This window comes from Rhodopirellula sp. SH410, assembly GCF_055811895.1.
Map to the genome: position 1 here is coordinate 7,390,604 of NZ_CM147949.1, position 24,298 is coordinate 7,414,901.

Here is a 24,298-nt window from a genome sequence, read left to right on the forward strand (position 1 = left end):
TCGTTGCGTCTTGGCGGCTTGACGCGGGCTCATCGTCGCAACCTTACTCGGACGCCTCGGGGGCGTCGTCCTGAGTGGGTGCTTCCACGTCTACGGGCGGTTCTGGCTGCTTCGCCTGCTCAGGCTCCTGCAACTTTTCAACCGATTTCGGCTTCGCTGCTTTCAATCGATCCGCTGCGGCTTGGTGGTCGGCTGCCAAGTCCGGTTCATCGAGATGTTCGTAGCAGGTTGCGAGTGCTTCATGGGCGTTGGCTGCCAATGCGTCAACAGCGAGGGAACGCTCGAGATCAGGAATGGCATCGAGGTAACGATTCATACGGAACAGAATCTGGCCGCGGGTTTCATAGAAGTAGGGGCTCGGTTTATCCACCGACGCAATCGCCTGTTCGCTGAGCTTCAGGGCTTCCTCAAGATGCTCCTCGTCCTGTTGAGTCAACGCCACTGCAAGATTATTCAAGATCGCACTGCTGTTGGGCAGGTGCTGTGCCGCTAGCGACAAGTGTCGCTGGGCGGATTCGACTTCATCGTTCATCATCGCCGTGGTGCCGCGAATGAAGTGCGCGATACCGGGCGAGGTGCCCTCGACCAATGCATTGCGAACGGCGACAAGATCGGCGTCCGAACTATCGAGGGTCGCTAACACCTGATCGGCGACCAGGGTCAATACCTGGGGATTATTCGGCGCATACTGTAGAGCAACCTGCAGTAATTTGAGGACGCGCAGCCGCTCCGCCGCCGTGCTGTTAGGTTGCGTCTTGATCTCCGAGACCCAGGCCGCGATGGTGTCGCCCATGGCCTGCCGAAGAGCTCGCTGTTCCTCGGGCGTTTTCATTCTCGCGATTGAATCGGCAAGGACCTGAACGGCGTCGGCATGTCGATCTAAGAAGATTTGATTTCGCACCACGGCAATCGCCAGAGCCGGGTTGGCGGGCTCCTCACTATGCAATTTCTGCATCCTTTCCAAGGTCGCTGTGGCCAACCGATTGGCGAGCTCGGTATCGCCCGTCCGTCGCGCCAAGACCGCGGCCTGCCAACCATACATGGGCCGGACCTTGGCCAATTGCTGGAGGAGAGGGATCGCCTCGGCATATCGCCCACTGGCGGACAAAAAATCCATAAATGCCAACTTGACCACCATGTCATCGGGGCGTTCCTGGGAAAGCAATGTCAAGAGGCGACCGAAATCCGCCCTCTGTTCCACGCTCAGATCGGCCCACGATTTTCCCGAATACAATTCCTTGGCCAACCATAGGGCGGCCCGATCGCTCCGCCGCTGCGACACTAATTGTCGCATCACGGCGATGGCCTCGTCCTTCTTCTCCAGTTGATATTGAGCGAGCCCTAAGCGGTAGAGGTTATCGCTGGAGTCGTCGCCCGAGTTGATCTGCCGCAGGGTCAAAAGTTCGGCAGTGGCAAAATCTTCCCTTTGAAACGCATCTTGCATTTGCCCCATCACCAAATTCCGTCGCCATGAACCACCATCGCTGTAGGCCAAAAACCCAAGCAACGCCAGAACACCGACCAAGAAGATTGCTGGCAGCCCTGCAGAGACCTGTCGCCATGGAATCGACACGCACCATTCAAAGAGAAACTGGCCGCACCACTTCATCCATTGTAGCGGATTGAGATACTGAATCATTTGGTCGCTCCCATCTTGATTTGGTCGGCAATTCGCTGCCGTAGGAGGGCGAAGTCTTTGGTGATTTGCGCTGTCGTGGAAGCATCAAGATGTTCCGGCGATTCCACCCACAACTGCACCATCATGATCGGCTCCTGCGAATCGCCTTGATCGCTCCGAAAGGCATCTGTGAACCGTGAACCCAAGCGACCGGGTCGCTCAGGGGGCAGCGGCATCTCCCCGCTTTCGGAAACCGATGCATACCACAGGTAGCCTTGCTCATCACTAGAGTTCGAGAACAGTGCGTAGGCAACGGGCACCTCTGCAAGGGTGCCCCCCGCTTCTGCTGACGAGTCCACTGGAGGAGACACGTCACGTCGAAAACGATCCAAGAGAGCCCAATCCAAGCCCTGGTAACAAATGCATAACTCATGGAAGTCAGCATACGATTGACTGATCGTGAACTGGCCGACGATCGACTCATCGCGGCGGCTATAACGCCAGCTATCGGAGTTCCACCCTAAGACTGGATTCTCATTGTCGCGTGACGTCTGGCGATTTGTTAATTCGAAGTCATCGGAAACGTCACGGAAGAGCTCGTCGGCAGGATCGAAAATGACACCTTCGACAAACACGCCCGCGCCGCCGGCTTCGAACGCCATCGGCTTGACTGAAATCGCTCGTGCGGTCGTGAAACAGAGGAGCAGTACCGACGCGCACGCGATCGCAATGAGGGCGGGCTTGGCCTGGAACCGATTCATCGAGTCACGCAGTTTAATTCGGTAGGTAGGTTCGACAGCCACCGTCACAGCAGCCCCGGACTGGTAGTACCGCTCTACCATGTCCTCTGTCGAGCCATCGTCGACGATCCAGTTCCAAAACTGAATGACCGGATTGTGGTCCGAGGCCCCCGACGACTTGCTCGTCGGATGCAGGAACGACACGATCCAACGATCAAACGAAACCAAAAACAGCGCGGACAACCCGAGCGTTGTGTAACCGAGCAAATCATGCGACCAGCCGGTTGCCCAATCCAGCCCCCACCAGCTATCGGCGATCGCCACCATGGTCACCCGCAACACGTTGCCGGCAACAGCCAAGACCAGGGCAATGGCAAGATAAAAGGGCGCCAACCAGAGCCGTCGTTGGTAAACGACGATCAACAATGTACTTAGAAATGCCAGCGTGAAGACCGACTGAATCCCACTGCACGCTTCGGCGACGAACAACTCATGACCGGGAAGTTGAATGACGTTGTGATCGACGGCATGTGGAACACCGACGACATCAAGCATCAGACTCGAGAGCACCGTCGTAATTTGCTGCAACTCAATGACCAGGAGCTGATCGTAGCCCAGGGGCAATCGAACGAGCAGCATCAGAGGCAGGGCCAGCGCCAGCAGCGAGCCGCCGCGACGTCCCCGCATGCTCGCCAAGCAACCGCTCGCGAAGAAGAAAAACGCAATCGCGATAAACCAAGGCGAACGCAAGAACACGGCCCCCGCGTAGGCAATTCCCCCCAGCACTAACGCACTCAAGCTGATCAGGTTCGCCGGGGGATACAAGCGACGGTCGCTGCGAGTCCATGCCAGCCACACGACGATTCCGATCGCGAACGGAAAATATTGGTACTGCTCCATTCGCCACATTCGCATGAAGTAGATCAAGAGCATAGGCATGCATGCCACCAGCAACCCGCTCCAAAACCACGTCCAGACGGACTGCGCCCTGGGAATCGAATCAGCCGGATCGGCCTGCTTTGGCTTCACCCGTTCGGCAGCAACCGCAGGCCTGCCTGCTCGTACGTCATCCAAACTCATGTCAATTCCCTAACCAATGCGTCGATAGTTGTGCGATATCTCATCAATTGTGCGATTCTTCGTTGTTGTCATGGGCCGCGTGTCCGTTGATCGACGATGAGGAGGCAAGGTTTGCGACTCGCTCCGCCGATGCATTGGCGGATTGCCCAACGCCGCCCCGTCCCGAGACGACCACGGGCGTCCGCAGCGTTCCACCACGCGGCCCATTCTCTGCGGTTTTTCGATAGTATCGGTTGGTATGACGTGCATACCGGTAGTAACCGTAGCCCTTGTATCCATCACTCGCACTCGATTCGTCCGAGTTGTTGATCACAACACCCAGCACCCGTGCGCCCACATTTCGCAAGATGGTCGCGGCTTCCTTGACATTCGGCTTGCTCTTGCGTCGAATCTTCAATGCCACCACCACACCGTCGGCCATGCTTGCCAGGATACTGGGGTCGGTCACCACAAGCAGCGGTGGCGTGTCCAAGACGATGTAATCGAACTCGTGACGGAGCAGTTCGAGCAGTTCGCTCATTTCCGGCAATGAAAGCGCCTCGGCCGGGTTGGCAGGGATCGGGCCCGACGGCATCAGTTTCAATGTCGCCAGGGGCGTGTCTTGAAGCGCATCGGCATGATCGCAGGTACCATTGAGGACATCGGTCAGCCCTTGTTTTTCCGTGCAACCAAAATTATCGGTGATCTGCGGACGGCGAAGGTCACAGTCAATCAGAAGGGTGCGTTTGCCACTCTGGGCAATGCTACACGCCAAGTTCCCGGCGATCGTCGACTTGCCATCACCCGGCAAGGGGCTGGAAACCTGCAGGATTTTGCCGCCTCGAATGCCAGCCAACTCGAAGAAGATCGATGTCCGACACGAGCGAATCGCTTCGGCGGGCACCGAAGAGGGCGTATGGACCACGGCCAAGTGCGGATCGAGTTCTTCAAACGGATTGGGGTTGTCGAGTTTGCTCTTGCGGACTTTGCCTTTGAAGAACGGCACGTGCGTCAAGATCGGTGCTCCCACGGCACTGATGACCTCATCGGGTTCGCGGAAGGTGTTGGCGTTCTTCTCCAGCAAGAGCGCCAAGCCGAAGCCAAGAGCCATTCCTAAAAAAGCACCGACGCCGAGCATCTTCGACATATTGGGGCCGATTCGGTAGGCATTGCTCGGCTCCCTCAACTCCGTCACCCGCAGCCCGCCCTCTTCTTCGGTCAATTCGATGCGTGCCATCTGTTCTTCGAGTTGATTGCTCAACTCACGATTGCGATCGATCTCACGCAGCAGTGCCGAATTCTCTTGCTCAAACTTGGCAAGTTTGATCGCTTCGTTCTTCTCCGTTGTCACCTGAGCGTCGATCTCCGCGATCTGTTCTTTCAGAAGCTCTGTTTCAGCCTTGGCTGCAATCAAAATCACATCCACGGCTTCCTGCGCCCGCACGCCTGGATCAACGCCCTCCACCCGGTTTTCTTCCATCAGCTGCAAGATCCGCTGGGTTTGCTCAGTGACCAAGCGTGTCAGTTCACTTTTCATCATCGTCAGCTCTGTATCGAGCGCTTTGACGGTCGGGTGCTGTTCGCCGAACTCTGCGGCGTATCGGTTCCGCTCAATCATCAGCGGCACAAGCTTTTGGTCCAGTTCGAGCTGTTTGAGTTCGGTATCGCTCTCACGCATGTCCTGGTTGAAATGCGTTGCTTGCGGGATCGCAAATGTTCTTCCCACCAATTGGCCAATGATCGACAGACGTACCAGCGGATCCTTAGCTTCTTGGGAGATCGTTTGGATGGCCGTCAATTCAATCGATCGTTTCCGCAATTCTTCAAACAGTTCGCTGCGGCGACCGGTGAGGTACAACTGCCGCTCGCGGTGTGGGTTCACCGCCACCCCCTGTTCGTTCCAAACCAACGGCGCGTCAGTGCGAAAGTCGCGGTACTTCTGTTCGAGATTCGCCATCTTCGGCTGCAATTGGTCCGTTGCGACCGTGATCAATCGCATCAATTCGCTGCGCGAGGTTTTGTGCTTCTCGGCGAACATTTTCTGCAAGGCGCTGCTGTAGGACCTCACCGCCGCTTCGCATAAATCCGGGTCGCTTCCCTGGAAGCTCAGCGTTGCCACCAGCGAGGATGCTGACCGCAGGTCTTGCAAATCGGTTTGAAACTTCAGCGACCCCGCCGACATCCCGAAAAACTCACCCTCACGATCGTGGAATTGGTCTCGGAAAATCTCAAAATTCGGGTTTTCAAAAGCGCTGCGCATCACCGTGTCACTAAAGAGTTGGGAGCGCAGAATATCCGCCGAAGGCACTCCGCCGACGATGTCACCGGTCATGGTGTTGATCACGGCGGGACGATTCGCTTCAAACATCAGCCGAGTCGCTGACTGAAACGTCTCCGGGGTCTTCAGATACATCAACAATCCCCCCACCAAGCCGAGCATCGTGGGGATGAGCACCGCCCAGCGATACCGCCAGACCGCGGCCAGCATATCGGTCGACTCATGCTTCCCCCCCTGCCAGGCCGGAACCTGGGCCGGATAGGCCCCCATCACGGTCGGGCGATCTGATTCAGAGTCTGGGGTAACTTGCATGGGTCGCAACAGTGAATTGAAGTCTCTGGAAAAATGAACGAGAACCGATTACGAAAACAAGTCGGGTTCCTCCTCCACTTCCCAAGTGTAGGAATTAAAACGCGCCTGGGCGGGAAAAAGCATTGGTAAAATGCTGAATCGGCTGCTGCTGCCGACATAAACCCCCCAAACCGAACGCTAGGTGTGTCGTCGGTCGCTTCGGCGTCTATGCCTTAGCGTTCTGCCACTGAGTCGCTGCCCCATGTTCTAAATGCGCCTCCCAAGCGTTATTGTGGGAACAAATTATTGCTTCACCTATTACCTTGAACGAACTCAACACGTGTCTGAACCCGCTGACCTTAGATATCGCCGCGTGATTTTGAAACTCAGTGGCGAGAGTTTGGCTGAATCCGGAAAACGCGGGATCAGCGGCACGGAAATGGCCAAGATCGCGGGCCAAATCAAGCTCGCTCACGCATCGGGTTGTCAGATTGCCGTCGTCAACGGCGGTGGCAATATCCTCCGTGGGGCCCAGTTTTCGGGTGCCAACGCGACCGTTGGCGAGGCCACCGCACACTACATGGGTATGCTGGCAACGGTCATCAATTCATTGGCGCTGCAGGACGCATTCGAAGCCATTGGGCTGCCGACGCGAGTGATGAGTGCACTGCCGGTCGATAAAGTCGCCGAAAAATTCATCCGCCGACGAGCGATTCGGCATCTTGAAAAAGGCCGTGTGGTCATCCTCTCAGGTGGCATCGGATGCCCCTTCGTGACTACCGACACCGCCGCCGCGCAGCGCGCCCTGGAACTCGACGCCGATGTCATCCTCAAAGCCACCCGCGTGGACGGCGTCTACAGTGACGATCCCGAAATCAATCCCCACGCCGTGCTCTACGACCAACTCAGCTACCAAGATGTGCTCAGCAAAAAATTGCGCGTCATGGACGGCACCGCAATCGCACTGTGCAGCGAACATCGCAAACCCATTTTAGTGTTTAATTTCAAACGCGAAGGTAACATCGTGCGTGCTGTTCGCGGCGAAACCGTGGGCACCTGGATCGGCCAACCTAGCGACTCTCAAACTCAATAGCCTTGAATTCCACCTCTGCAGGAGACGATTGATATGACCAGTGACGAAATCATGATGGATACGGAAGAGCGGATGGAAAAAGCCGTTTCTGTGCTTTCGCATAACCTGGCCGGTATTCGTACCGGTCGAGCTAACCCCGGCTTGGTGGAATCAATCAAAGTCGAGGTCTACGGTTCGTTTACCCCGCTCAAACAACTCGCGTCCATCGGTACCCCCGAACCGCAACAGATCTTGATCCGCCCCTACGACGCCACCACGATCAAGGAGATCGAAAAGGCGATCGTCGCGGGCGACATGGGCCTGAACCCACAAAATGATGGCCGCGTGATCCGGATCAATGTGCCACCTTTGTCGACCGAAGTTCGCAAGAAAATGGTGGGTCGCATCAAGGAACTCGGCGAAGAAGCCAAAATTTCGATCCGCAACATCCGGCGCGACGCCAACAAGGCCGCTGATCAAGCCGAAAAAGACAAAGAGATGACGGAAGACGATCGCGATCGCTGCAAGGATCAAGTCCAAGAGTTGACGAAGAAGTACGAAGCCACGGTCAATGATTCCTCCAAAGCTCGCGAAGCCGAAGTGTTGGAGGCATAACCAACGTGCCGCAAACGGTGCAGTGCCCGCAGTGCAAAACTGCCGTCGATGTTCGCAAAGCTGCCGGGGGCGGTCGTATCGATTGCCCCTCTTGCGGGCAGTCCTTCATCGTGCCCGGTTTCGACGATCCCGCCAGTACCTCAACGACTGGCGGGTCGGGTGCATCCACGTCGTCGCCCCTGGATGATGATGACGACTGGCTGAACCTGGGCGATCTGCCTCCCCTGCCACCGGCGACCCCAAATCTCACCGGATTTTCCGGCGACGTCGGCGATCTCGACGCCCCCGACCCACTGGCGGACTTCCCCGCCGCCTCGGATACCTGGGACGAAGACCGCAAACCGGTCGCCGCAGGTGACGATCTTGCGAGCGCGTTTGACGAGCGGCCCGCGGGTACGAATTCCGACGGGCACAAGATCGAGTACCAAACGAACTATCGTGTCCGTTGCCCTGCCTGCGGCACCCAAAATGACGTCACCGCGAAACAGGCCGGCAAGCAAGTCCGCTGCCGCGACTGCTTCACCATGGTGCGTGTCCCCAAACCACCACGGGTGGCACGTAAAGTTCAAATCGACATGACCGAGGCCCCCGCGTTCCAGTTCACACCGCTGAAGGATGCGGCCGATCGGCCCGCGGATCCATTTCGAAAATCGGCCAACGAATACCTCGAGGCTGCTTCCAAAACGGAAACAACTGAGCCGGCGCCCGATTTGGATGTCCCCCGCGTCCGCGATTGGGCCACCGCCGTATTTGGTATTTTCACGCAGATCGGTGTGCTGGCCCACTGGTTGATCCTCTCGGTGATCGCTTCGGTCGTCGCGTTCATCGCACTGAGCATTGACTCCGAGATGCTCGTCGTCGGCCTGTTCGCCGCGGGTGCGTTTTTCGGCGCCATCGTACTGGCGTGTGGATTCACGATCATGCAGTCAATCGCTAACGAGGAAGAGACGGTCGATGAATGGCCGATCACGCTCGAGCCGATGGAATGGATCACGCCCTCTGTGTTCTGTTTCGCTGCTGCGGGTCTGGCCTATGGACCAGGCTTTTTCATTGGCTACATGACCTTCGGCACCTCGCTCACGACCGTTTGCATGGCGATGATTTCATCGTTCTTGATTTTCCCGTTTGTGCTGCTGTCGATGCTGGACATGCAGACGATCTTCATGCCCTTTTCGCCGGACGTCGGTCGTAGCGTGACTCGATGTGAGGAGGCATGGGGCGGATTTTACTTTTCGTCTGGCGTTGTTTTCTTCTTCACGTTTCTGATCTTCACCTTCGCCAGCCTATTCCCCACACCGATCGCGGCGGTAATCAGTATTTTTGTGGGCGTCGCGGCCGAGTTCATTTACTTCGCAATGCTCGGTCGACTCGCTCACGCGATCGGCAACAGCGTCAACGCGAAAGCGAGAACGAACAACATCGAAGAAGAACGGCAACGCGAACGCGAAAACAAGTCCAAGTAAACAAGTCGAAGTAAACAAGTCGAAGTACATTGCCGCTTGGCCCCAGGACTGCCCCCCCAGGACCGCAGACGATCGGGTATTCGTTTCCGGCTCTGAGCGCCGATCGATGCGGACGTCTCCAACGTCGCGAGCACGCCGGACGCGCGTTGTGGGCAAGGCGAAGGTCACCGATACGCGCTCACTGGGTGACCTGCTATGGTGGACAGACAATCCAGTAGACACGCACGAGATTCGCCGGTTGATCGATTTGAGACCGACTGAGCGGCGAGTTGTCGTCGCGATTGGGTACGCGAATTGCATCGCAACTCGGTCGCATGGAACCTATCCCGATTCTTCCTCCACCAACCGGAAATACCATGGCTTACACGCTTCCCGAATTGCCTTACGCCTACGACGCACTCGAGCCCAACATTGACGCTCGGACCATGGAAATTCACCATACCAAGCATCACAACGCTTACATCACGAAGGTCAACGCTGCCCTGGAAGGCACGGACCTGGCGGCCAAGCCGATCGAAGAGGTGATCTCCGATCTGTCAGCGGTTCCTGCTGACCAACGCGGCGCCGTCCGCAACAACGGTGGCGGACACGCCAACCACTCATTGTTCTGGACGGTGATGGGCCCCGGCAAGGGCGGCAGTCCTGCGGGCGAACTCGCCGCCGCCATCGACGCTGACTGCGGTTCGTTCGATAAGTTCAAAGAGGACTTCGCGAACGCCGCCGCCACACGCTTCGGCAGCGGTTGGGCTTGGCTGTACGTTGAAAATGGCAAACTGAAGGTTGGCAGCACTGCCAACCAAGACAGCCCCCTGATGGGCGAAGCGGTCGCGGGCATTTCGGGCACGCCGATCCTCGGACTGGATGTTTGGGAGCACGCGTACTACCTGCACTACCAGAACCGCCGCCCCGACTACATCACCGCCTTCTTCAACGTGGTTGATTGGGACGCCGTTGCCCAGCGATTCGCGGCCGCCAAGTAGTTGATCAGCCGCTACCGTTTGGTTTTTAAAAGTCGCCGAGCGACGGCAACATCGTCGCGGGATGGGACAATCCTCCCACCCGAGACCGGACCGCTCGCTCGGGACCATGGCCCCAAGCTACTTCCCGAACCCGCTCCAACATGACCGACTTTTTGCATCTGCTACGGGCGCTCGTGCGTGAGCCTTCGGTCGTCGGCATGGAGGACGCTTTCTTTCGGGTCCTACGACGCGAACTCGAGGAATTCCCGGTTCGCGTGACGCGATACCATGGATTACTCGTTGCCCAAGGCAGTGATCCGAAGAGCATGTATCTGTCGGCCCACGTCGACCGCCACGGTTTGATGTGCACGGGCCCCAACGAGTTTCAATACGCCGCATTCATTGCCGGCAATCGCGGCGAACTCAATGGCGACTCGATCTCCGAGCAGTTCATGGAAACGATCGCAGGACGCTTCCATGGCCAGCGTGTCCAAGCGCACACGCCCTATGCGGGTTCATATCTCGGCCAAGGCAAGATCATTGAGTCCTATATCTGCCCGCGCCGCAAGAACCTCATCTTCGAACTGGATGGCTTGGATTTCCTCCAACCCGGCACGCCGGTGTCCTTCCTGGACCGTCTGAAAGAGTCCAACGGCTACATCTCGGCGCAGCTCGACAACGTCGTCTCGGTGGCGATGATGATTGAATTGATTCGTCTAGGGTTTCAAGGCACCGTGCTGTTCACCGCCGGCGAAGAAGCCGGCCGGAGCTGGCGTTTCGCAGCCGAGTGGTTCCAACGCCACAACGTGAAAACCAATCGGCTGGTCGTGCTCGACACCAGCCCCTTTCCAAGCGTCGATGATCTCGATGCCCAAGACGTTGTGCTGCGGCATCGCGACTCCAACGCCGAATTCGATGCCCAGCTAACGGCGGAGCTACAGCAGAAGTGCGAGCAACTCGGCGTGAGCTATCGCTACAAAGACCTCTACATCGAAGAGCTCAACCGCACCCGCGAAAAGCCGATGTCGCTCGGCCGCACCGAACTGGGACGGCTGATCCAAGCATCCGCCGGCGAGATTAGTGGCACCACGCTGCAGCTCCCTACCTCGTCCTACCACACCCAGCTCGAAACGGGCAAATTGTCGAGCGTCCACGCCATGATCCGCTTGCTCAGTTCGTTGAACAAGCCGATCACGGCCCCAGCCTCGCCGGTGCTCGCATGAGCTCCCCGGCAGGGGCCGGAGCCTAGGCTTGCTCCTGGCAACACGCCGACATGAGCGCGCCCCCGTCAACTACGATGGAGATTCGTCCAATCGAATCCGAGCAGGCAAATGGCAATGAAATCCCGAAACTTGATCAAGCGTTTGGCGGCAATCGCTGCTTTGTTTTTTTCACTACCGTCGGTTCTCCAGGCTGCAGACCGACCGAATATCATCGTTATCGTCGCGGATGACCTGGGTTTCAGCGACGTTGGATTCAATGGCTGCCAAGAGATCCCGACCCCCAACCTAGACGCGCTGGCCGGCCGCGGCGTCGTTTTCGGCCAGGGCTATGCATCGCATCCCTACTGCAGCCCCAGCCGAGCCGGATTGCTGACGGGACGGTATCAGCAGCGATTTGGGCACGAGTGCAACCCTAACTCGACGAGCAATCATGAGAATGATGGATTGCCGCTGAGCGAAACCCTCATTTCCGATTCCTTCCGGGCGAGCGGATATCGCACCGCTGCGATTGGCAAATGGCACCTCGGCGATGACGCCCAGTTCTGGCCGATCGAACGAGGGTTCGATGAGTGGTTTGGTTTCTCGGGTGGCGGCATGAGCTACTGGGGTGATGTCGGGAAACGATCTCCACACAGTGGTGTGCTGCGAAACGGCATTCCCGTGCCGAAATCAGAATTGACGTATCTGACCGACGATTTTTCGACCGAAGCGGTCAAGTTCATCCGGCGCAACGAATCCAATCCCTTTTTTCTTTACCTGGCCTACAACGCGCCCCATGCTCCCGACCAGGTGACACGCGAGCATTTAAAGAAGACACAGCACATCGAGTATGGCGGCCGCGCCGTCTACGGCGCGATGGTCGCAGCGATGGACGAAGGCATCGGGCGCGTGACGGACACGCTCCAGAGCTTAGGCCTCGAGAAAAACACTTTCATTTTTTTCTACAGTGACAATGGCGGGCGAACCTCGCATGCCGTCAACTTTCCCTTTCGTGGCCACAAGGGAATGCTATTCGAAGGCGGCATCCGCGTTCCCTTCTGCGCGGTTTGGCCCAGCCAAATCGCTGGCGGACAACACTACAACAATCCGGTGACCGCACTCGACATCTTTCCAACCGCCTTGGCTGCTGCGAAGATCGAACCGGCGGACCCGAAGGCCCTCGATGGTGTCGACCTGCTCCCCTACTTGAAGGGCGAAAACCCAACGCCCCCTCATGCAAGACTCTTCTGGCGTTACGCAACGGGCGACAAGGAGTACGGGTACGCCGTTCGCGACAATGACGACAAGCTGGTCTATAGCGCCTTCAAGGGCCGCCATCTGCTGTTTGACTTGGCGTCCGACCCCTGGGAACGCAACGATCTCGCGGAGCAAGACCCAGCCACCGTGGAGCGTTTGGCCGCGTTATATGCTCAATGGCAAAGTGATATGGTCGATCCGCGATGGCTCGACCCACACGGTGTGAATGTCCTCAAAGAGGAACAGGCACGGCAGGATGCTGTCGACTCGGCCTCACGCGGTGAGCAATGATGAGATCCCCATCATGATGCGGAAATGTGTTCCGACTTCCGTAAGCTGTTCGCGCCCCCCAACCACCGTCGCCTCACGTGGATCTCACAGGGTCCACTCCTCTTGAAATCTCCAGTACATTGCACGACCTACGTGCTTAACTTCCTCACTTCGAACTGAATGCCAGAACCATGAGCGACCCCACCCATCCAACTTCGCCCGCGACAACGGTTGACGAGCTACCCTCCGTTGGTGAGATCATCAGCGGACTGAGTAAAATGTGGTGGCTACCGTTGCTTCGTGGCATTATTTTGATTGTGCTGGGCGTCTACGCGTTGTGGCAACCCGAGATCACAATTGCGGCACTCGCTCAAGTCATGGGATTCTTCTTGATCTTTGACGGAGTGATCGCGGTCGCCGCAGGGGTTGTGGGCGAAGTGCCATCGCGTGGTTGGACCATTCTGCGAGGTATTGTCGCTACCGTGGTAGGGATTCTGGTGTTCGCCCATCCGGTCCTTGTAGCAGGGGTGACGACCGTCGTGGTCATCTACATGATCGCGTTCTCAGCCATCTTTAGCGGCGTGCTCGATATCATTGCGGCCATTCGAGACCACCGCGAAATCGAAGGCGCCGGCTGGTATGTGCTCAGCGGCATCTTATCAATCATCTTCGGCGGACTGCTGCTGATGGCCCCCTTTCTGTTCGGCTTGACGATGGTTCGCATTATCGGTGTCTTTGCCGCGATCGCTGGCGTTGTGATGATCACATTGGCGTTTCGCATCAAGGGCATCGGAAAGCACCTGCAGTCGAACTGAGCACCCACGCGGCATCTCTTCGTTTCACCGCGTCGTCATCGTCCAGGCTTCCACCGACTGATCTCGCGGCCCGATGGGCCTTCGCCTCAACGACGCTTGGCTCGATGACGCGCACGCGGCTGCTCACTACCGACTGAATCTAAAAAAGCAGCCTCCGTCGCCAGACGGTGGCTCGAGCAGGAACTCAGGCCCCCGATCCAAGACCTACCCGCCCGGGGGCCATTGCTTAGCGTCCGCGAATGAATAGACCGAGCGGCCACGTTTGCCAGAACGTGGATCCCATGGCCGGCCGAGCGTGGCTACGTTGAATTCGACGCGTTCGATTGCCTCGCTATCGTTGAACGCCCTAAAAGCCCGGCCTGCTTTCGCCCGCGTTGGCCTCCGATGGTCAGAACTCTGCAAACGGCAAAATGTCCACATTCCGAGCCGGACCGGCATCCGCGGGCTGTTGGAGGCCGCCTCCGAACCGCCATTTTTCCGGACGCCAACCCGTGATGCGTTCAATCATATCGCACCACGCTACCGCGGCGTCTTCGACAGACGCATCGGCGACGACGTCGATGAAGTAATCGTCCTGGATTCCCAGTTCGCTCTTCACGGCCTCACCAAGCTCAGGATCGACGTCCATCGCAATGGGCTCGAGCCCCCAGTCGGTATCGGGCAGTACCTGATCGCAAAGCCGATCGATTGCGAACTGCCACGTTTCCATGACGACACACTCGGGATCAGGCGTATCAAACACCGAGCCTTGCGAACCCGATGCCTCCGCGGATGCCTCAGCAACTCGCGTGCGAGCCATCGTGTCGCCGACTCGGGCAGGCTTGGAATCGGATTGCAATTCGATCTCCGACTCCACGTTGGCCGCAATCTGCTGAAAGACCGCGGCGATGGTCGCGTCGAGCACAGCGGTACGCTCCGGAGCGACTACGTCCCAATCCAGTAAATAGGCACTCACGCGATCGACCAACACGATGACTTGGGCAGCAGTCAACGGTTCCAACAACGGAATGCCGATCAGATGGTGGAACGACTGCGCACCCGAATCGGGAACAAAATTACGGAGATCATCCGTCAGCGACCACACCGCCTGGGCAAACAAGCGGGCCTCAGCACCGTACAGAACGCGAGTTCCTAAAGTGGTGTTATACATATTCTTGATTTCCAGCTCTAAAAACACGATTCATCTGACGTCGACGAGCCTCACTCACAACTTCACATTGGAGATCGCCCCGACTAAGGACACCAGGAACAATAAGTGACGGGTTTACCGTAGTGGATCTTGTTAAAGACCCTGTTCTGGATGGATCTTTAACAAGATCCAATACGCCAGTTATTGATCCCACGTTGCTAAGTATCGCGTGAACGACAAGTGACGAATTCTCCCGTAGCGAAGCACCTGTGCAGAAGTTTTCGCATGGAATTAATATACCATGATGATGATTGCCACTCTGCTCGCCAATCTGATTGCGAACAGCACCGCCCAAGACCGCTCGCGATCAACTCGGAGAACCGAGCGACACGACGGCAGCGCCGACTTCGGTGAACATCGAAGAGATTCTCAACCCGGCAACAGGTCGTCTTCGAGTAGGTGGCAGTATGCGTCGTAGCGGCGGGCATCAATGCGCCCGTCGGCAACAGCGTCTTTGACCATGCAGTCGTCTTCGTGCAGGTGCAAACAATCCGGGTAACGACAGCCACTGACGTACGGGCGCAGGTCGGGCATCAATCCCGCGACCTCACTCGCTTCGATATCCCACAACTGAAACTGCCGGATGCCCGGTGTGTCAAAGACAGCACCTCCACCGGTGAGCGGTATCAATTTCGAGGCGGTCGTCGTGTGTCGCCCTTTCTGGTTTTCGATACTGACGGTCGATACCGCGAGCGCCAATCCAGGTTCGATGGAATTGAGCAGGCTGCTCTTGCCGACACCACTTTGTCCGGCCAATGCGGTTTGTCGGTTTTTCAAAAAAGCGTGCAAGTAATCGATGTTCTGACCGGTCGTCGCCGAGGTGGGCAGGATGCGATAGCCCAGGGACGCATACACGCCGATGAGCGACTGCAACCGCAGCGGGTCAACAAGATCGATTTTATTGATCACGATGACCGGCTCAATCTCGTGCTGCGACGCGGTTAACAACATCCGATCGATCAAGGTGGGCTTGACCCCTGGTTCGGCAGCGCTCGCGATGATCAGTAACGCGTCGACGTTCGCAGCGATCACATGCTGTTTGTTACGACTGGTACGACTGATGATGCCATGACGAGGCTCGACGCGCTCGATCATGCCATCGGCCGTGATGACTTCATCGGCCCGGCGCCCGGCTTGCCCGTCGTCACCCTGGCGTGCTTCGATGCGGAACCAAACTCGGTCACCGGCAACAACGACGCCTCGTTGATCGGTCGCGAGCGATTTGAGGACTTGCCGAACCCCACATGCATAGAGCCTGCCGTCGTCGGCCTGCACCTTGCTCTGCCGCCCATGAACACTGAGCACCCGACCGTGGGTCAGGTTCGCTTCATCGACACGGACATTGACCTGGACCCCGTCGCTACCGCGAGGTGCGTTGTCAGCACCCGCGATTGTCTTCCGGCGGGTCAGTTCGCCTTTCCCACTGAGGCGTTCACCATGGGCGGCGTCGTCGAGACGCGATGAAACGTCCTGATGGAACTCACGCGTCAGATCGCTGGTACGGACACGACCTTGATGCTTCTTGCGGAACTCGGCCCGCAATTTACCTTTCGACTTGCCGTCTTTTTTCTTGGCCAACGTGTCATTCTTCGTGAGGAACGGTGGCACCCGAACTGCGTTCGGCGGCACCTTCGGGTGCCATGATCTGCTCAACCTTGCCCTCACGATCGCCTTTTCGCCGGTGAATCGAAGGGCCGATCAGTTCCGTCAACTCGACTTCGCTGAGTTCCTCGCGTTCGAGCAGCCCGCGGGCGATCGCTTCCAGTTCACCATGGTGTTCGCGGAGCAACTCTTCAGCCTTTTGATCCGCCTCGAGCAATAGCCGCGCGACTTCCTCGTCGATCAGTTCTTGAGTGTGTTCGCTGAACTGACGCTGTTGGTGAATCTCACGCCCCAGGAACGGATCATCGTCGCTGGTCTTGTAGCTGACGGGCCCGATTTTGGGGCTCATGCCCCAGTGGGTGACCATACGCCGGGCGATACTGGTTGCCCGCTCCAGGTCATTTTCAGCACCGACACAGGTTTCGCTGTAGATAATCTTCTCTGCTGCACGGCCGCCCAGGAGCACGATCAATTGATGCAGCAGCTCCTTCTTGCTCATGCTGAGCCGATCTTCATTGGGCACATACTGTGTCACACCGAGAGCCCGGCCGCGGGGAATGATGGTGACCTTGTGAACAACGTGCGAACCTTCGAGGTGCCATGCGGTGAGCGTGTGCCCGGCTTCGTGATAGGCGGTTTTTTCCTTCTCGTCTTCTTGCAGAACCTCTTCGCGTTTGGCTCCCATCAAAATTTTGTCGCGAGCGCAATCGAAATCCGACATCTCGACAACTTTCTTGTCTTGCCGGGCGGCCCACAGAGCAGCTTCGTTGACCATGTTGCGAATATCAGCACCGGTCAAGCCAACAGTTCCCGCGGCGAGTCGGCGCAGATCAACATCTTCGGCGAGCGGCACGTCACGCACGTGGACTTTGAAGATTTCCTCGCGGCCCTTCATCGTTGGCCGGCCGACGGTAATGTGCCGGTCAAAGCGGCCCGGACGCAACAGAGCGGGATCGAGGACGTCGGGGCGGTTTGTCGCCGCGATCACGATGACAGCGTGATTGCTGCTGAAACCGTCCATTTCCCCAAGGATCTGATTCAGAGTTTGCTCGCGTTCGTCATTGCCGCCGCCCAATCCGGCACCGCGCTGACGTCCGACGGCATCGATTTCGTCAATAAAAATGATCGACGGTGAATGCTCTTTTGCGGTTTTGAAAAGGTCTCGCACCCGGCTGGCACCGACACCGACAAACATTTGGATGAATTCACTACCGTTGACGCTGTAAAACGGCACTTCAGCTTCGCCCGCGACCGCTCGTGCGAGCAGTGTTTTGCCTGTCCCGGGAGGGCCATTGAGTAGCACACCCTTGGGAACTTGACCGCCCAGGCGAGAGAACTTGTCGGGGGTTTTGAGGTATTCAACAATTTCCTGCAGGTCGGTTTTGACGCCCTGCAGACCAGCGACGTCGTTAAAGGTAATCACCTTATCGGTGGCCTCAAATCGCTTGGCCGGGCTCTTGCTGAACCCCGAGAGGAACCCGCCCCCGCCCATCATCTCATTGCGACTGCGGCGAATCATAGTGAAAATCAGAAACAGGATCCCCAGCGGCAGGATCAGCATCAGGAGGACCTGCATGATCGCAGCGGTCGAATCCGGTTTCTTAAACTCATAACTCTCGACATCTGCGTCCTTCGCCTCGAGCTCCTTCGCCAATCCAATGGCGTATTCCGAGCCCGCCGGACGAGTGAACACAAATTTCTTGTCGTACTTCTCTGGCTTGGTATCCTCGTCGATATTCTTACCTTCCGGGAACGGTTTCTCCGGAGCCAGCTTGAACTCGCCGGTGACCTCTAAGTCACCAATTTGAACGGATTGCACGTTCTTCTTAGCAAGTTGGTCCTGGAAAAACTTCGCTGTGATGCTGTCGCGTTCCTCCCCGCGGTTGAGGAACAGGAGCGCTGCCAGCGCAGCGATCACCAACGCAATCATGACCGGATTGCCGCTGCGGCGGCCGCCGTCTTGCTCTGTCGGTTCTTTCGAGGGGGACGGTGAGTCCTTGGCCATATCGTTTTCCTATCGTGTCGCTAGGCAGAGACTGGTTGGCGACCCAGCCACCCTGCGATTTAGTTAGTAAGAGAGGTGTTGTGGGAGTGTACCGCGAATTCGGACTGGCGACTAACCGAGTAAGTCAGTTGCCGAGCAGGTAAAAATAGTTCTTTGTTCTCAGGCCCAATCGCCCGTCGACCGGCACGAGGCTGGCCACCGTGTATTCCTCGTCGTCGGCGACCTCGTTGGTGCTCGCCACTTTGGCATCGGCGTTGAGCGGTTGGATCACCTGCGTGATCGCGTCTTCGCTCGTCACGTACAGTCGGTCACCGGCAACGAGCGGTGAACTGCTGTAGCTCCGCCGCGTCCGTGGCAGGTCGACCGTCCACTGGGTCTCGCCGGTTTCCACAGCCAACGCGTAGACCGTACCCTTGTCATGCTTGACGTCGGACACCAGATAGACAATGCCGTCCCGCAACGCGGGTGTGGGCACATCGCTACCGACATCGTCGCGGAACCACACGACTGCGTCCTGCCCCTCGCCGGCGACCACTTTCTGCATGTCGACACCCGTTAAGGTGCCGCCACGAGAGTAGGGGCAGACGATCAGGTTACCTTCGGCGACAGGCGAGGCGATGGAGCGGAAAAACTTCTCGCCGCCAGGATTGAATCCGCCGAGTCGCCCCAACTCCGCCCCATCGGCGGCCCGGTGGATCGTCAGATGGTCCGCCCCCAACGTGGCGATCGCTGCTTCACCGTTGATCTCGACGGCGAGCGGTGTGGAGTAGCTCTGAGCGGCTTCTTCGGGAGCATCGGTGAGTCGATCTGTTTTCCACTTCAGCTCGCCGGTGGCAATGTCAAAGGCCGCCAAATAGCTCGGACCGGTCTGCATCACAGGGACAACCACCATCGAGCCGACTTTGACGGGTGACGAACCCAAATCCCACCACAGGGAATCTTCGCCGAATTTTTCCTGGATGTTGACTTGCCAAACAACCTTGCCGTCCGTGTCGACACAGGCCAAGTCGCCGCTTCGGAAATAGGCCACAACGTGTTTACCATCGGTGATCGCCGAAGGGTTGCTGCCGCTGCCCTTGCGGTGTTTATTACCCCGATCCTCGCCGAGTTGCACCTGCCAGAGAATCGTGGGCTCGGCAAGTTCCGGATTGATATCGATTGCAATCAGCGTATTTTTTCCATCGACGCCGCTGGTCAGGTACGCGGTTTGGCCGGCAATGACGGGAGTGCTGCCGCCATCCCCCGGCACTTCGATACGCTTTGCTGCCGCCTCATCCCACGTTGTCGGCAGATCGGCCTGGTCGGCGACACCCTGCTGCGAGGATCCTCGCCACTGCGGCCACGATGCCGTCGCAGCATCCTCGGCAACACCGGGCTGGGCGGCGATCCATGTGCTCAGAAATAAACCCGCAGCCACGGCTGGAACCGATACCTTGAACATTCTCGTTCCTTTGGAATGGGAGACGTATTGCAAAAGTCGAATGGCCCATTGTGAAGCAAACAGCGGGCCATCGCTAGTAGCAGCTACGATCGTGAACGGACCTGACAAACACCACGGCTTGGTGCGTGAGAGGGCCGACTGAGCATCTGTCGTTCCATCGCCCTCTTGGATCCCAGGCCAGGGAAATAAAAAGCTGAAATGGATCCCTGAATATAGGCAAATGGCTTCCCAATCACCGGGTGTTTTGCCATTTCCAATTCTTCTTTTTCACTTTTCATTTCTCGATGGAATCCTACGCCCGGCGATGTGCCCTATCGCGAGTCAAAATTCGGACTCCGCTTTTTTTGCCGGCTCAGCCGCCGGTCGGGGCCACTCGGCACGATTGGCTCGGCGCGGTAAACTACCCGCATGATTCACCAAACAATGATTCACGCTGCAAGGGCCGCGTCGCCTCCCACACTTCCATCCTCCCCCTCATCATCGGCGACGCTGCTCGCCGGTTTGGCCGACCGCAATCCGACGCTATTCCGTCGGATCGGGTTGCCGCTGGGGGATCCCTCGGCGAGCATCGGCTTGCCCTCGGGAAACAGAATCCGCATCGTCCGCGACCTAGAAATGGACCGCGTTCAAGCAGTCGGGGCTGATTCGGGTGACGATAGTGTCGCCATTGAACTCGGATCGGTCTTCTGCCCCGCCGATTTCGCTCCCGCCGACGGCAAACTGAGCGCTGATCGCGAAACGGCGACGGCGCAGGCGGTCACCGAGTGCTTGCTCAAGGAGGGCATTACCCGCGTCCGCTGCGACCGCACCCTGCCGATGATCTATGCCTATCACGTCGCCGCAGCCGGGATCGAAGTCGATTACGACGACGAGCTCGGCGTGGTCGATCGACGCGTCAAAACGAAATCGGAAATTGCGTCCCTGCACCAAGCTCAACACGTGACCGAACAGGTCATGCTGCAGATTTGCCGCCGGATCGCGACAGCGTCGGTCGATGACGACGGGCATTTGATCGACGAAGCCTACCTGTTGACCAGCGAGCGGATCCGTGCGTTTGCATCGCGACTGTTCATGGACCGCGGGTTCACGATGAGCCATGGTGCCATCGTCGCATCGGCCCCCCATTCGGCCGATTGCCACCACGCGGGCACCGGCCCCTTGTCCACGGGCGTGCCGATCATCGTCGACCTGTTCCCACGTGATGAATCGACTCGCTACAACGGTGATTGCACGCGAACCGTCGTGCATGGCACCGTCAGTGACGAAGTCGCTCGCATGCACGCCGCCGTGGTCGCATCCAAAGCGGCCGGCGAGGCGGAACTGGTTCCCGGCGGAACCGGAGACGCCGTCCATCGCGCCGTGATCCGCTCACTCGAAGCGGCGGGCTACGAATCGCATCGCGGCGAACTGACCGACGAGCCATCGATCCAACATGGCACCGGACACGGCATCGGGCTGGATGTGCACGAGCCGATTCTGCTCGATGACGGCGGCGGGGAATTGCTCGCTGGAGAAGTTTTCACCGTCGAACCGGGACTCTACGGGCGGCGAACAGGCGGCGTGCGTCTCGAGGACATGCTTGTTGTCACAGAGAATGGCCCCGAGAATCTCAATGAGCTGCCATTCTCACTGGACTGGACCTAGCAGCGAGTTGATTTCAGGAGCCGAGTCGCGCGGGCGACCGGGTGGCTCACGCCACCCGATGCCTGACGGCATTCGGCTCAGCAGCGCCGGCCGAACCTCGACTCGATCGACAACCTGCTAGTTCTCGACGGAGTCACCGATCCAGCGGACGAGCGTCCGTACCATCACGCCGGTAGCCCCAGCATCCCGGCTGGGCTTGGCAGATTCGGCGAACGCGGGCCCGGCAATATCGATGTGCAGCCACGGCGTGCCCTGAACGAACTGCTCGAGGAACTTCGCAGCAGTGATCGCACCTCCCCAGCGGCCTTCGCCGACATTCTTGATGTCCGCGATTTTGCTTTTGACTTTCTCATCGTAGAGCGGAAACATGGGCAATTGCCAAACAGGCTCGTCCTCGTGACCGGCCGCGGTTTTGACTCGCTCACAGAGGTCTTGGCTGTTCGTCATCAGACCGGCGACTTCATTGCCCAGCGCGACCATACAGGCCCCCGTCAGGGTGGCCAAGTCAACGATGGCGGAAGGTGCCTGCTCGACGGCCACATCGAGTGTATCGGCGAGCACCACGCGGCCTTCGGCGTCGGTGTTGCGAATCTCGATCGTTTTTCCGGACCGAGTTTCGATCACGTCGCCCAGTTTGTAGGCGTCGCCGCTGATCATGTTTTCAGCCAACCCACACAAACCGATCACATTGCGGCGAATGCCGAGCTGTGCGATCGCGCGCATCACGCCGACCACGGTCGCGGCGCCCGCCATGTCGCACTTCATGTCGATCATCCCATCGCTGGGTTTGATCGACAGGCCACCGGAATCAAACGTGACGCCCTTGCCAACGATCGCCAGCGGTGCTTCGCTACCGCCGCCATTGTGCCTCAGGATCACCAAGCGAGGGGGGCTCGTCGAGGCACGTCCGACGGCTAGAATCGCGCGGCAACCTTCGTCCGCGAGCCGCTGCTCGTCCCAGATCTCGCACTCCAAGCCCTCCGTGGCGGCCATCACCGCGGCTCGGTCAGCAAACTCGGTGGGATTCATGATCGTCGGTGGCTCGTTGACCAAGCGACGCGTGAGATTGATCGAGGACCCCAGTTTTTCGCCTGCAGCGGCGGCCTCCGCGGCAACCCCTACGAAGCTGATTGCCGCCGGGACAAACGTGGCCGGCTGGCTTTGATAGAGATGCTGCCCCTCACAGGCGCTCACCGCGCCCGCGACGAGGGCGTCATGATGATCGCTCACGATCGTCTCGCCAATCAAAAACGTGATCTGCGACCGAGGCTTATCCGCGAGCCGCCGGATGACGGTGGCACTGGCGTCAAAGGCGCTGCCCCGGGTCACGCCCGCAGCCTTGCCGATCCCCGCCACGACGAGCAGTGGGAATCGCTCGGCCGAGGTGGCCACACACAGAATCTCGCCGCACTTCCCCTCGATTTCGCCTGTCCCAATCAAACGATCGATGGTTTCGCATAGGCGATCACCCAAGACCGCACGGACACTCGTGTCGATACTCGCGGTAGTTGAGTCACCGCTGCTACCGGATTCGTGCTGCGTAGCAAAAATTGCCAACACGCCAGGATCAGCAGACAATTCGCTCAATGCGGTAATCGTCGGGTTGGGTAGCGGAAGCGGAGCGACCATCAATAAGTTCTTTCAAAAGGTAAGGAAAACAGCGTAGGACAGACAGGAAGCCCGCCCTATGCTTTCGTGGATGATTCTTTCGCGTAGGCGCGGAGCGGTTTGGGCAGTGGGAACTTCACATCCTCCTTGCGAATCTCGCGATGTTCGAGCGTCGCGTCGTAGGTCGACGCCAGCCAATCGATGGTGGCCTGCACGACCGCCTCGGGCGCACTCGCTCCAGCGGTGATCAAGACCGTGTCGGTGGGCTGAAACTGATCCTCAGCGAGATCCTGCGGCCCGTCGATCAGATACGCCCGCTGGCCCTTTTCGGCCGCGAGCTCTCGCAACCGTTGGCTGTTGCTGCTGTTTTGGCTGCCCAGAACCACGACCACATCGGCTTCGTCGCTAAGCAGTCGCACTGCCTGCTGACGATTTTGGGTGGCGTAACAAATGTCGTCCTTGGGTGGGCTGTGGATTTCAGGAAATCGCTCGCGCAGCCTGCCAATCACCCGATTGGCATCATCAACGCTCAAGGTCGTTTGCGTCAGGTAGGCAAGCTCGGTACCGGCGGGAAACTCGAGCGCGTCGACATCGGCTTCATCCTCGACCAATACGATCGCTTCGGGGGCCTCCCCCATCGTGCCGAGGACTTCGTCATGGCCCTCATGCCCAATCAAAACAATCGTGTACCCCGCCTTGGCGTATTTAATCGCCTCCAAATGCACCTTCGTCACCAACGGACAAGTTGCATCGATGGCAAACAATTCGCGACTGCGGGCGGCCGCGCGAATTTCGGGCGATACGCCGTGCGCGGAGAACAACAGCACGCTGCCGCGGGGAACCTCCTCGATCGAACTGACAAAGACAGCTCCCTTGCCCTCAAATGCGCTCACCACGTGCTGATTGTGGACGATTTCATGATAGACGTAGACCGGTGGGCCAAACTTCTTCAGTGTCAAATCAAGGGAATCAATCGCCATGTGCACACCCGCACAAAATCCACGCGGCGCGGCTAAGAGAATCTTCATGGTGGGTATCAAACAACAGGACAAATGGGAACATAGCAAGCCGCCGAGCGAAAAAACTCCTCGCAGAGGAATGTCATTCGCCGCCGACCCGGTAGAATAACCGCTGACCCGCCACCTCGTCCAACGCCCCCCCAAACGCTCA

The 24,298-nt window shown here is 58.2% G+C and carries 17 protein-coding genes; 8 read left to right on the forward strand and 9 right to left on the reverse strand.

The features are described from left to right. Window positions 1–43: 43 nt before the first annotated feature. From SH410x_RS27070 to SH410x_RS27080, 3 genes are read right to left on the reverse strand one after another with little or no spacing between them, the layout of a single operon-like run. A complete protein-coding gene (locus SH410x_RS27070) occupies window positions 44–1,639 on the reverse strand; it encodes a tetratricopeptide repeat protein (RefSeq protein WP_473672532.1) in 1,596 nt (531 codons plus the stop codon). After that, window positions 1,636–3,438 carry an exosortase U gene (xrtU, locus tag SH410x_RS27075; protein WP_473672534.1) on the reverse strand — a complete coding sequence of 601 codons (1,803 nt, stop codon included), beginning with the start codon at window positions 3,436–3,438 and terminating at the stop codon, window positions 1,636–1,638. The genes SH410x_RS27070 and xrtU overlap by 4 nt, the downstream gene beginning before the upstream one ends. 43 nt (window positions 3,439–3,481) lie before the next feature. Further along, window positions 3,482–6,007, reverse strand: coding sequence for a polysaccharide biosynthesis tyrosine autokinase (locus SH410x_RS27080; protein WP_473672536.1), 2,526 nt, complete (start codon window positions 6,005–6,007; stop codon window positions 3,482–3,484). Window positions 6,008–6,326: 319 nt separating this feature from the next. Here SH410x_RS27080 and pyrH point away from each other — a divergent pair, with 319 nt between their 5' ends. The 7 genes from pyrH (at window position 6,327) to SH410x_RS27115 (ending at window position 13,639) form a co-directional block, all read left to right on the forward strand. Continuing rightward, the gene (pyrH, locus tag SH410x_RS27085) at window positions 6,327–7,079 is read left to right on the forward strand and encodes a UMP kinase (RefSeq protein ID WP_473672537.1); all 753 of its coding nucleotides are present in this window, start codon (window positions 6,327–6,329) and stop codon (window positions 7,077–7,079) included. 33 nt (window positions 7,080–7,112) lie between these two features. Beyond that, window positions 7,113–7,673 (forward strand): ribosome recycling factor, encoded by a 561-nt coding sequence (gene frr, locus SH410x_RS27090; RefSeq protein ID WP_473672538.1) that lies wholly within the window; start codon window positions 7,113–7,115, stop codon window positions 7,671–7,673. Between the two features lie 5 nt (window positions 7,674–7,678). Continuing rightward, window positions 7,679–9,136 (forward strand): zinc ribbon domain-containing protein, encoded by a 1,458-nt coding sequence (locus tag SH410x_RS27095; RefSeq protein ID WP_473672540.1) that lies wholly within the window; start codon window positions 7,679–7,681, stop codon window positions 9,134–9,136. A gap of 356 nt (window positions 9,137–9,492) precedes the next feature. Continuing rightward, a complete protein-coding gene (locus tag SH410x_RS27100; protein ID WP_473672542.1) occupies window positions 9,493–10,116 on the forward strand; it encodes a superoxide dismutase in 624 nt (207 codons plus the stop codon). A gap of 140 nt (window positions 10,117–10,256) precedes the next feature. Next, window positions 10,257–11,318 (forward strand): peptidase M42, encoded by a 1,062-nt coding sequence (locus tag SH410x_RS27105; RefSeq protein ID WP_473672544.1) that lies wholly within the window; start codon window positions 10,257–10,259, stop codon window positions 11,316–11,318. 114 nt (window positions 11,319–11,432) lie between these two features. Further along, a complete protein-coding gene (locus SH410x_RS27110; protein WP_473672546.1) occupies window positions 11,433–12,845 on the forward strand; it encodes a sulfatase family protein in 1,413 nt (470 codons plus the stop codon). A gap of 170 nt (window positions 12,846–13,015) precedes the next feature. Beyond that, entirely contained in the window at window positions 13,016–13,639 is a 624-nt protein-coding gene (locus tag SH410x_RS27115) for an HdeD family acid-resistance protein (protein ID WP_473672548.1), read from the forward strand. A 388-nt stretch (window positions 13,640–14,027) separates the two neighbouring features. Here the strand turns inward: SH410x_RS27115 and SH410x_RS27120 are convergent, their stop codons facing one another. The 4 genes from SH410x_RS27120 to SH410x_RS27135 form a co-directional block, all read right to left on the reverse strand. Further along, window positions 14,028–14,789 (reverse strand): hypothetical protein, encoded by a 762-nt coding sequence (locus tag SH410x_RS27120; protein ID WP_473672550.1) that lies wholly within the window; start codon window positions 14,787–14,789, stop codon window positions 14,028–14,030. 408 nt (window positions 14,790–15,197) lie between these two features. Next, window positions 15,198–16,406: a ribosome small subunit-dependent GTPase A gene (gene rsgA, locus SH410x_RS27125; protein WP_473672552.1), complete on the reverse strand. Its 1,209-nt coding sequence runs from the start codon at window positions 16,404–16,406 to the stop codon at window positions 15,198–15,200. Window positions 16,407–16,410: 4 nt separating this feature from the next. Next, window positions 16,411–18,435, reverse strand: coding sequence for an ATP-dependent zinc metalloprotease FtsH (gene ftsH / locus SH410x_RS27130; RefSeq protein WP_473672554.1), 2,025 nt, complete (start codon window positions 18,433–18,435; stop codon window positions 16,411–16,413). A 124-nt stretch (window positions 18,436–18,559) separates the two neighbouring features. Beyond that, complete coding sequence (locus SH410x_RS27135; protein WP_473672555.1) at window positions 18,560–19,876, reverse strand: outer membrane protein assembly factor BamB family protein; 1,317 nt, start codon at window positions 19,874–19,876, stop codon at window positions 18,560–18,562. A 408-nt stretch (window positions 19,877–20,284) separates the two neighbouring features. Here SH410x_RS27135 and SH410x_RS27140 point away from each other — a divergent pair, with 408 nt between their 5' ends. Further along, window positions 20,285–21,520: a M24 family metallopeptidase gene (locus SH410x_RS27140; protein WP_473672557.1), complete on the forward strand. Its 1,236-nt coding sequence runs from the start codon at window positions 20,285–20,287 to the stop codon at window positions 21,518–21,520. A gap of 117 nt (window positions 21,521–21,637) precedes the next feature. On the opposite strand, the gene SH410x_RS27145 is transcribed toward SH410x_RS27140, so the two are convergent. Together SH410x_RS27145 and ispH are read right to left on the reverse strand one after the other, a co-directional pair. After that, window positions 21,638–23,149: a leucyl aminopeptidase gene (locus SH410x_RS27145; RefSeq protein WP_473672559.1), complete on the reverse strand. Its 1,512-nt coding sequence runs from the start codon at window positions 23,147–23,149 to the stop codon at window positions 21,638–21,640. Window positions 23,150–23,205: 56 nt separating this feature from the next. After that, window positions 23,206–24,156: a 4-hydroxy-3-methylbut-2-enyl diphosphate reductase gene (gene ispH / locus SH410x_RS27150; protein ID WP_473672560.1), complete on the reverse strand. Its 951-nt coding sequence runs from the start codon at window positions 24,154–24,156 to the stop codon at window positions 23,206–23,208. Window positions 24,157–24,298 lie beyond the last annotated feature (142 nt).

Bases quoted from the DNA above. Each gene is read 5' to 3' on its own strand.
- SH410x_RS27070 (WP_473672532.1), bottom strand. From the start codon at position 1,639: ATGATTCAGTATCTCAATCCGCTACAATGGATGAAGTGGTGCGGCCAG.
- xrtU (WP_473672534.1), bottom strand. From the start codon at position 3,438: ATGAGTTTGGATGACGTACGAGCAGGCAGGCCTGCGGTTGCTGCCGAA.
- SH410x_RS27080 (WP_473672536.1), bottom strand. From the start codon at position 6,007: ATGCAAGTTACCCCAGACTCTGAATCAGATCGCCCGACCGTGATGGGG.
- frr (WP_473672538.1), top strand. From the start codon at position 7,113: ATGACCAGTGACGAAATCATGATGGATACGGAAGAGCGGATGGAAAAA.
- SH410x_RS27100 (WP_473672542.1), top strand. From the start codon at position 9,493: ATGGCTTACACGCTTCCCGAATTGCCTTACGCCTACGACGCACTCGAG.
- SH410x_RS27105 (WP_473672544.1), top strand. From the start codon at position 10,257: ATGACCGACTTTTTGCATCTGCTACGGGCGCTCGTGCGTGAGCCTTCG.
- SH410x_RS27110 (WP_473672546.1), top strand. From the start codon at position 11,433: ATGAAATCCCGAAACTTGATCAAGCGTTTGGCGGCAATCGCTGCTTTG.
- SH410x_RS27115 (WP_473672548.1), top strand. From the start codon at position 13,016: ATGAGCGACCCCACCCATCCAACTTCGCCCGCGACAACGGTTGACGAG.
- SH410x_RS27120 (WP_473672550.1), bottom strand. From the start codon at position 14,789: ATGTATAACACCACTTTAGGAACTCGCGTTCTGTACGGTGCTGAGGCC.
- ftsH (WP_473672554.1), bottom strand. From the start codon at position 18,435: ATGGCCAAGGACTCACCGTCCCCCTCGAAAGAACCGACAGAGCAAGAC.
- SH410x_RS27135 (WP_473672555.1), bottom strand. From the start codon at position 19,876: ATGTTCAAGGTATCGGTTCCAGCCGTGGCTGCGGGTTTATTTCTGAGC.
- SH410x_RS27140 (WP_473672557.1), top strand. From the start codon at position 20,285: ATGATTCACCAAACAATGATTCACGCTGCAAGGGCCGCGTCGCCTCCC.
- SH410x_RS27145 (WP_473672559.1), bottom strand. From the start codon at position 23,149: ATGGTCGCTCCGCTTCCGCTACCCAACCCGACGATTACCGCATTGAGC.
- ispH (WP_473672560.1), bottom strand. From the start codon at position 24,156: ATGAAGATTCTCTTAGCCGCGCCGCGTGGATTTTGTGCGGGTGTGCAC.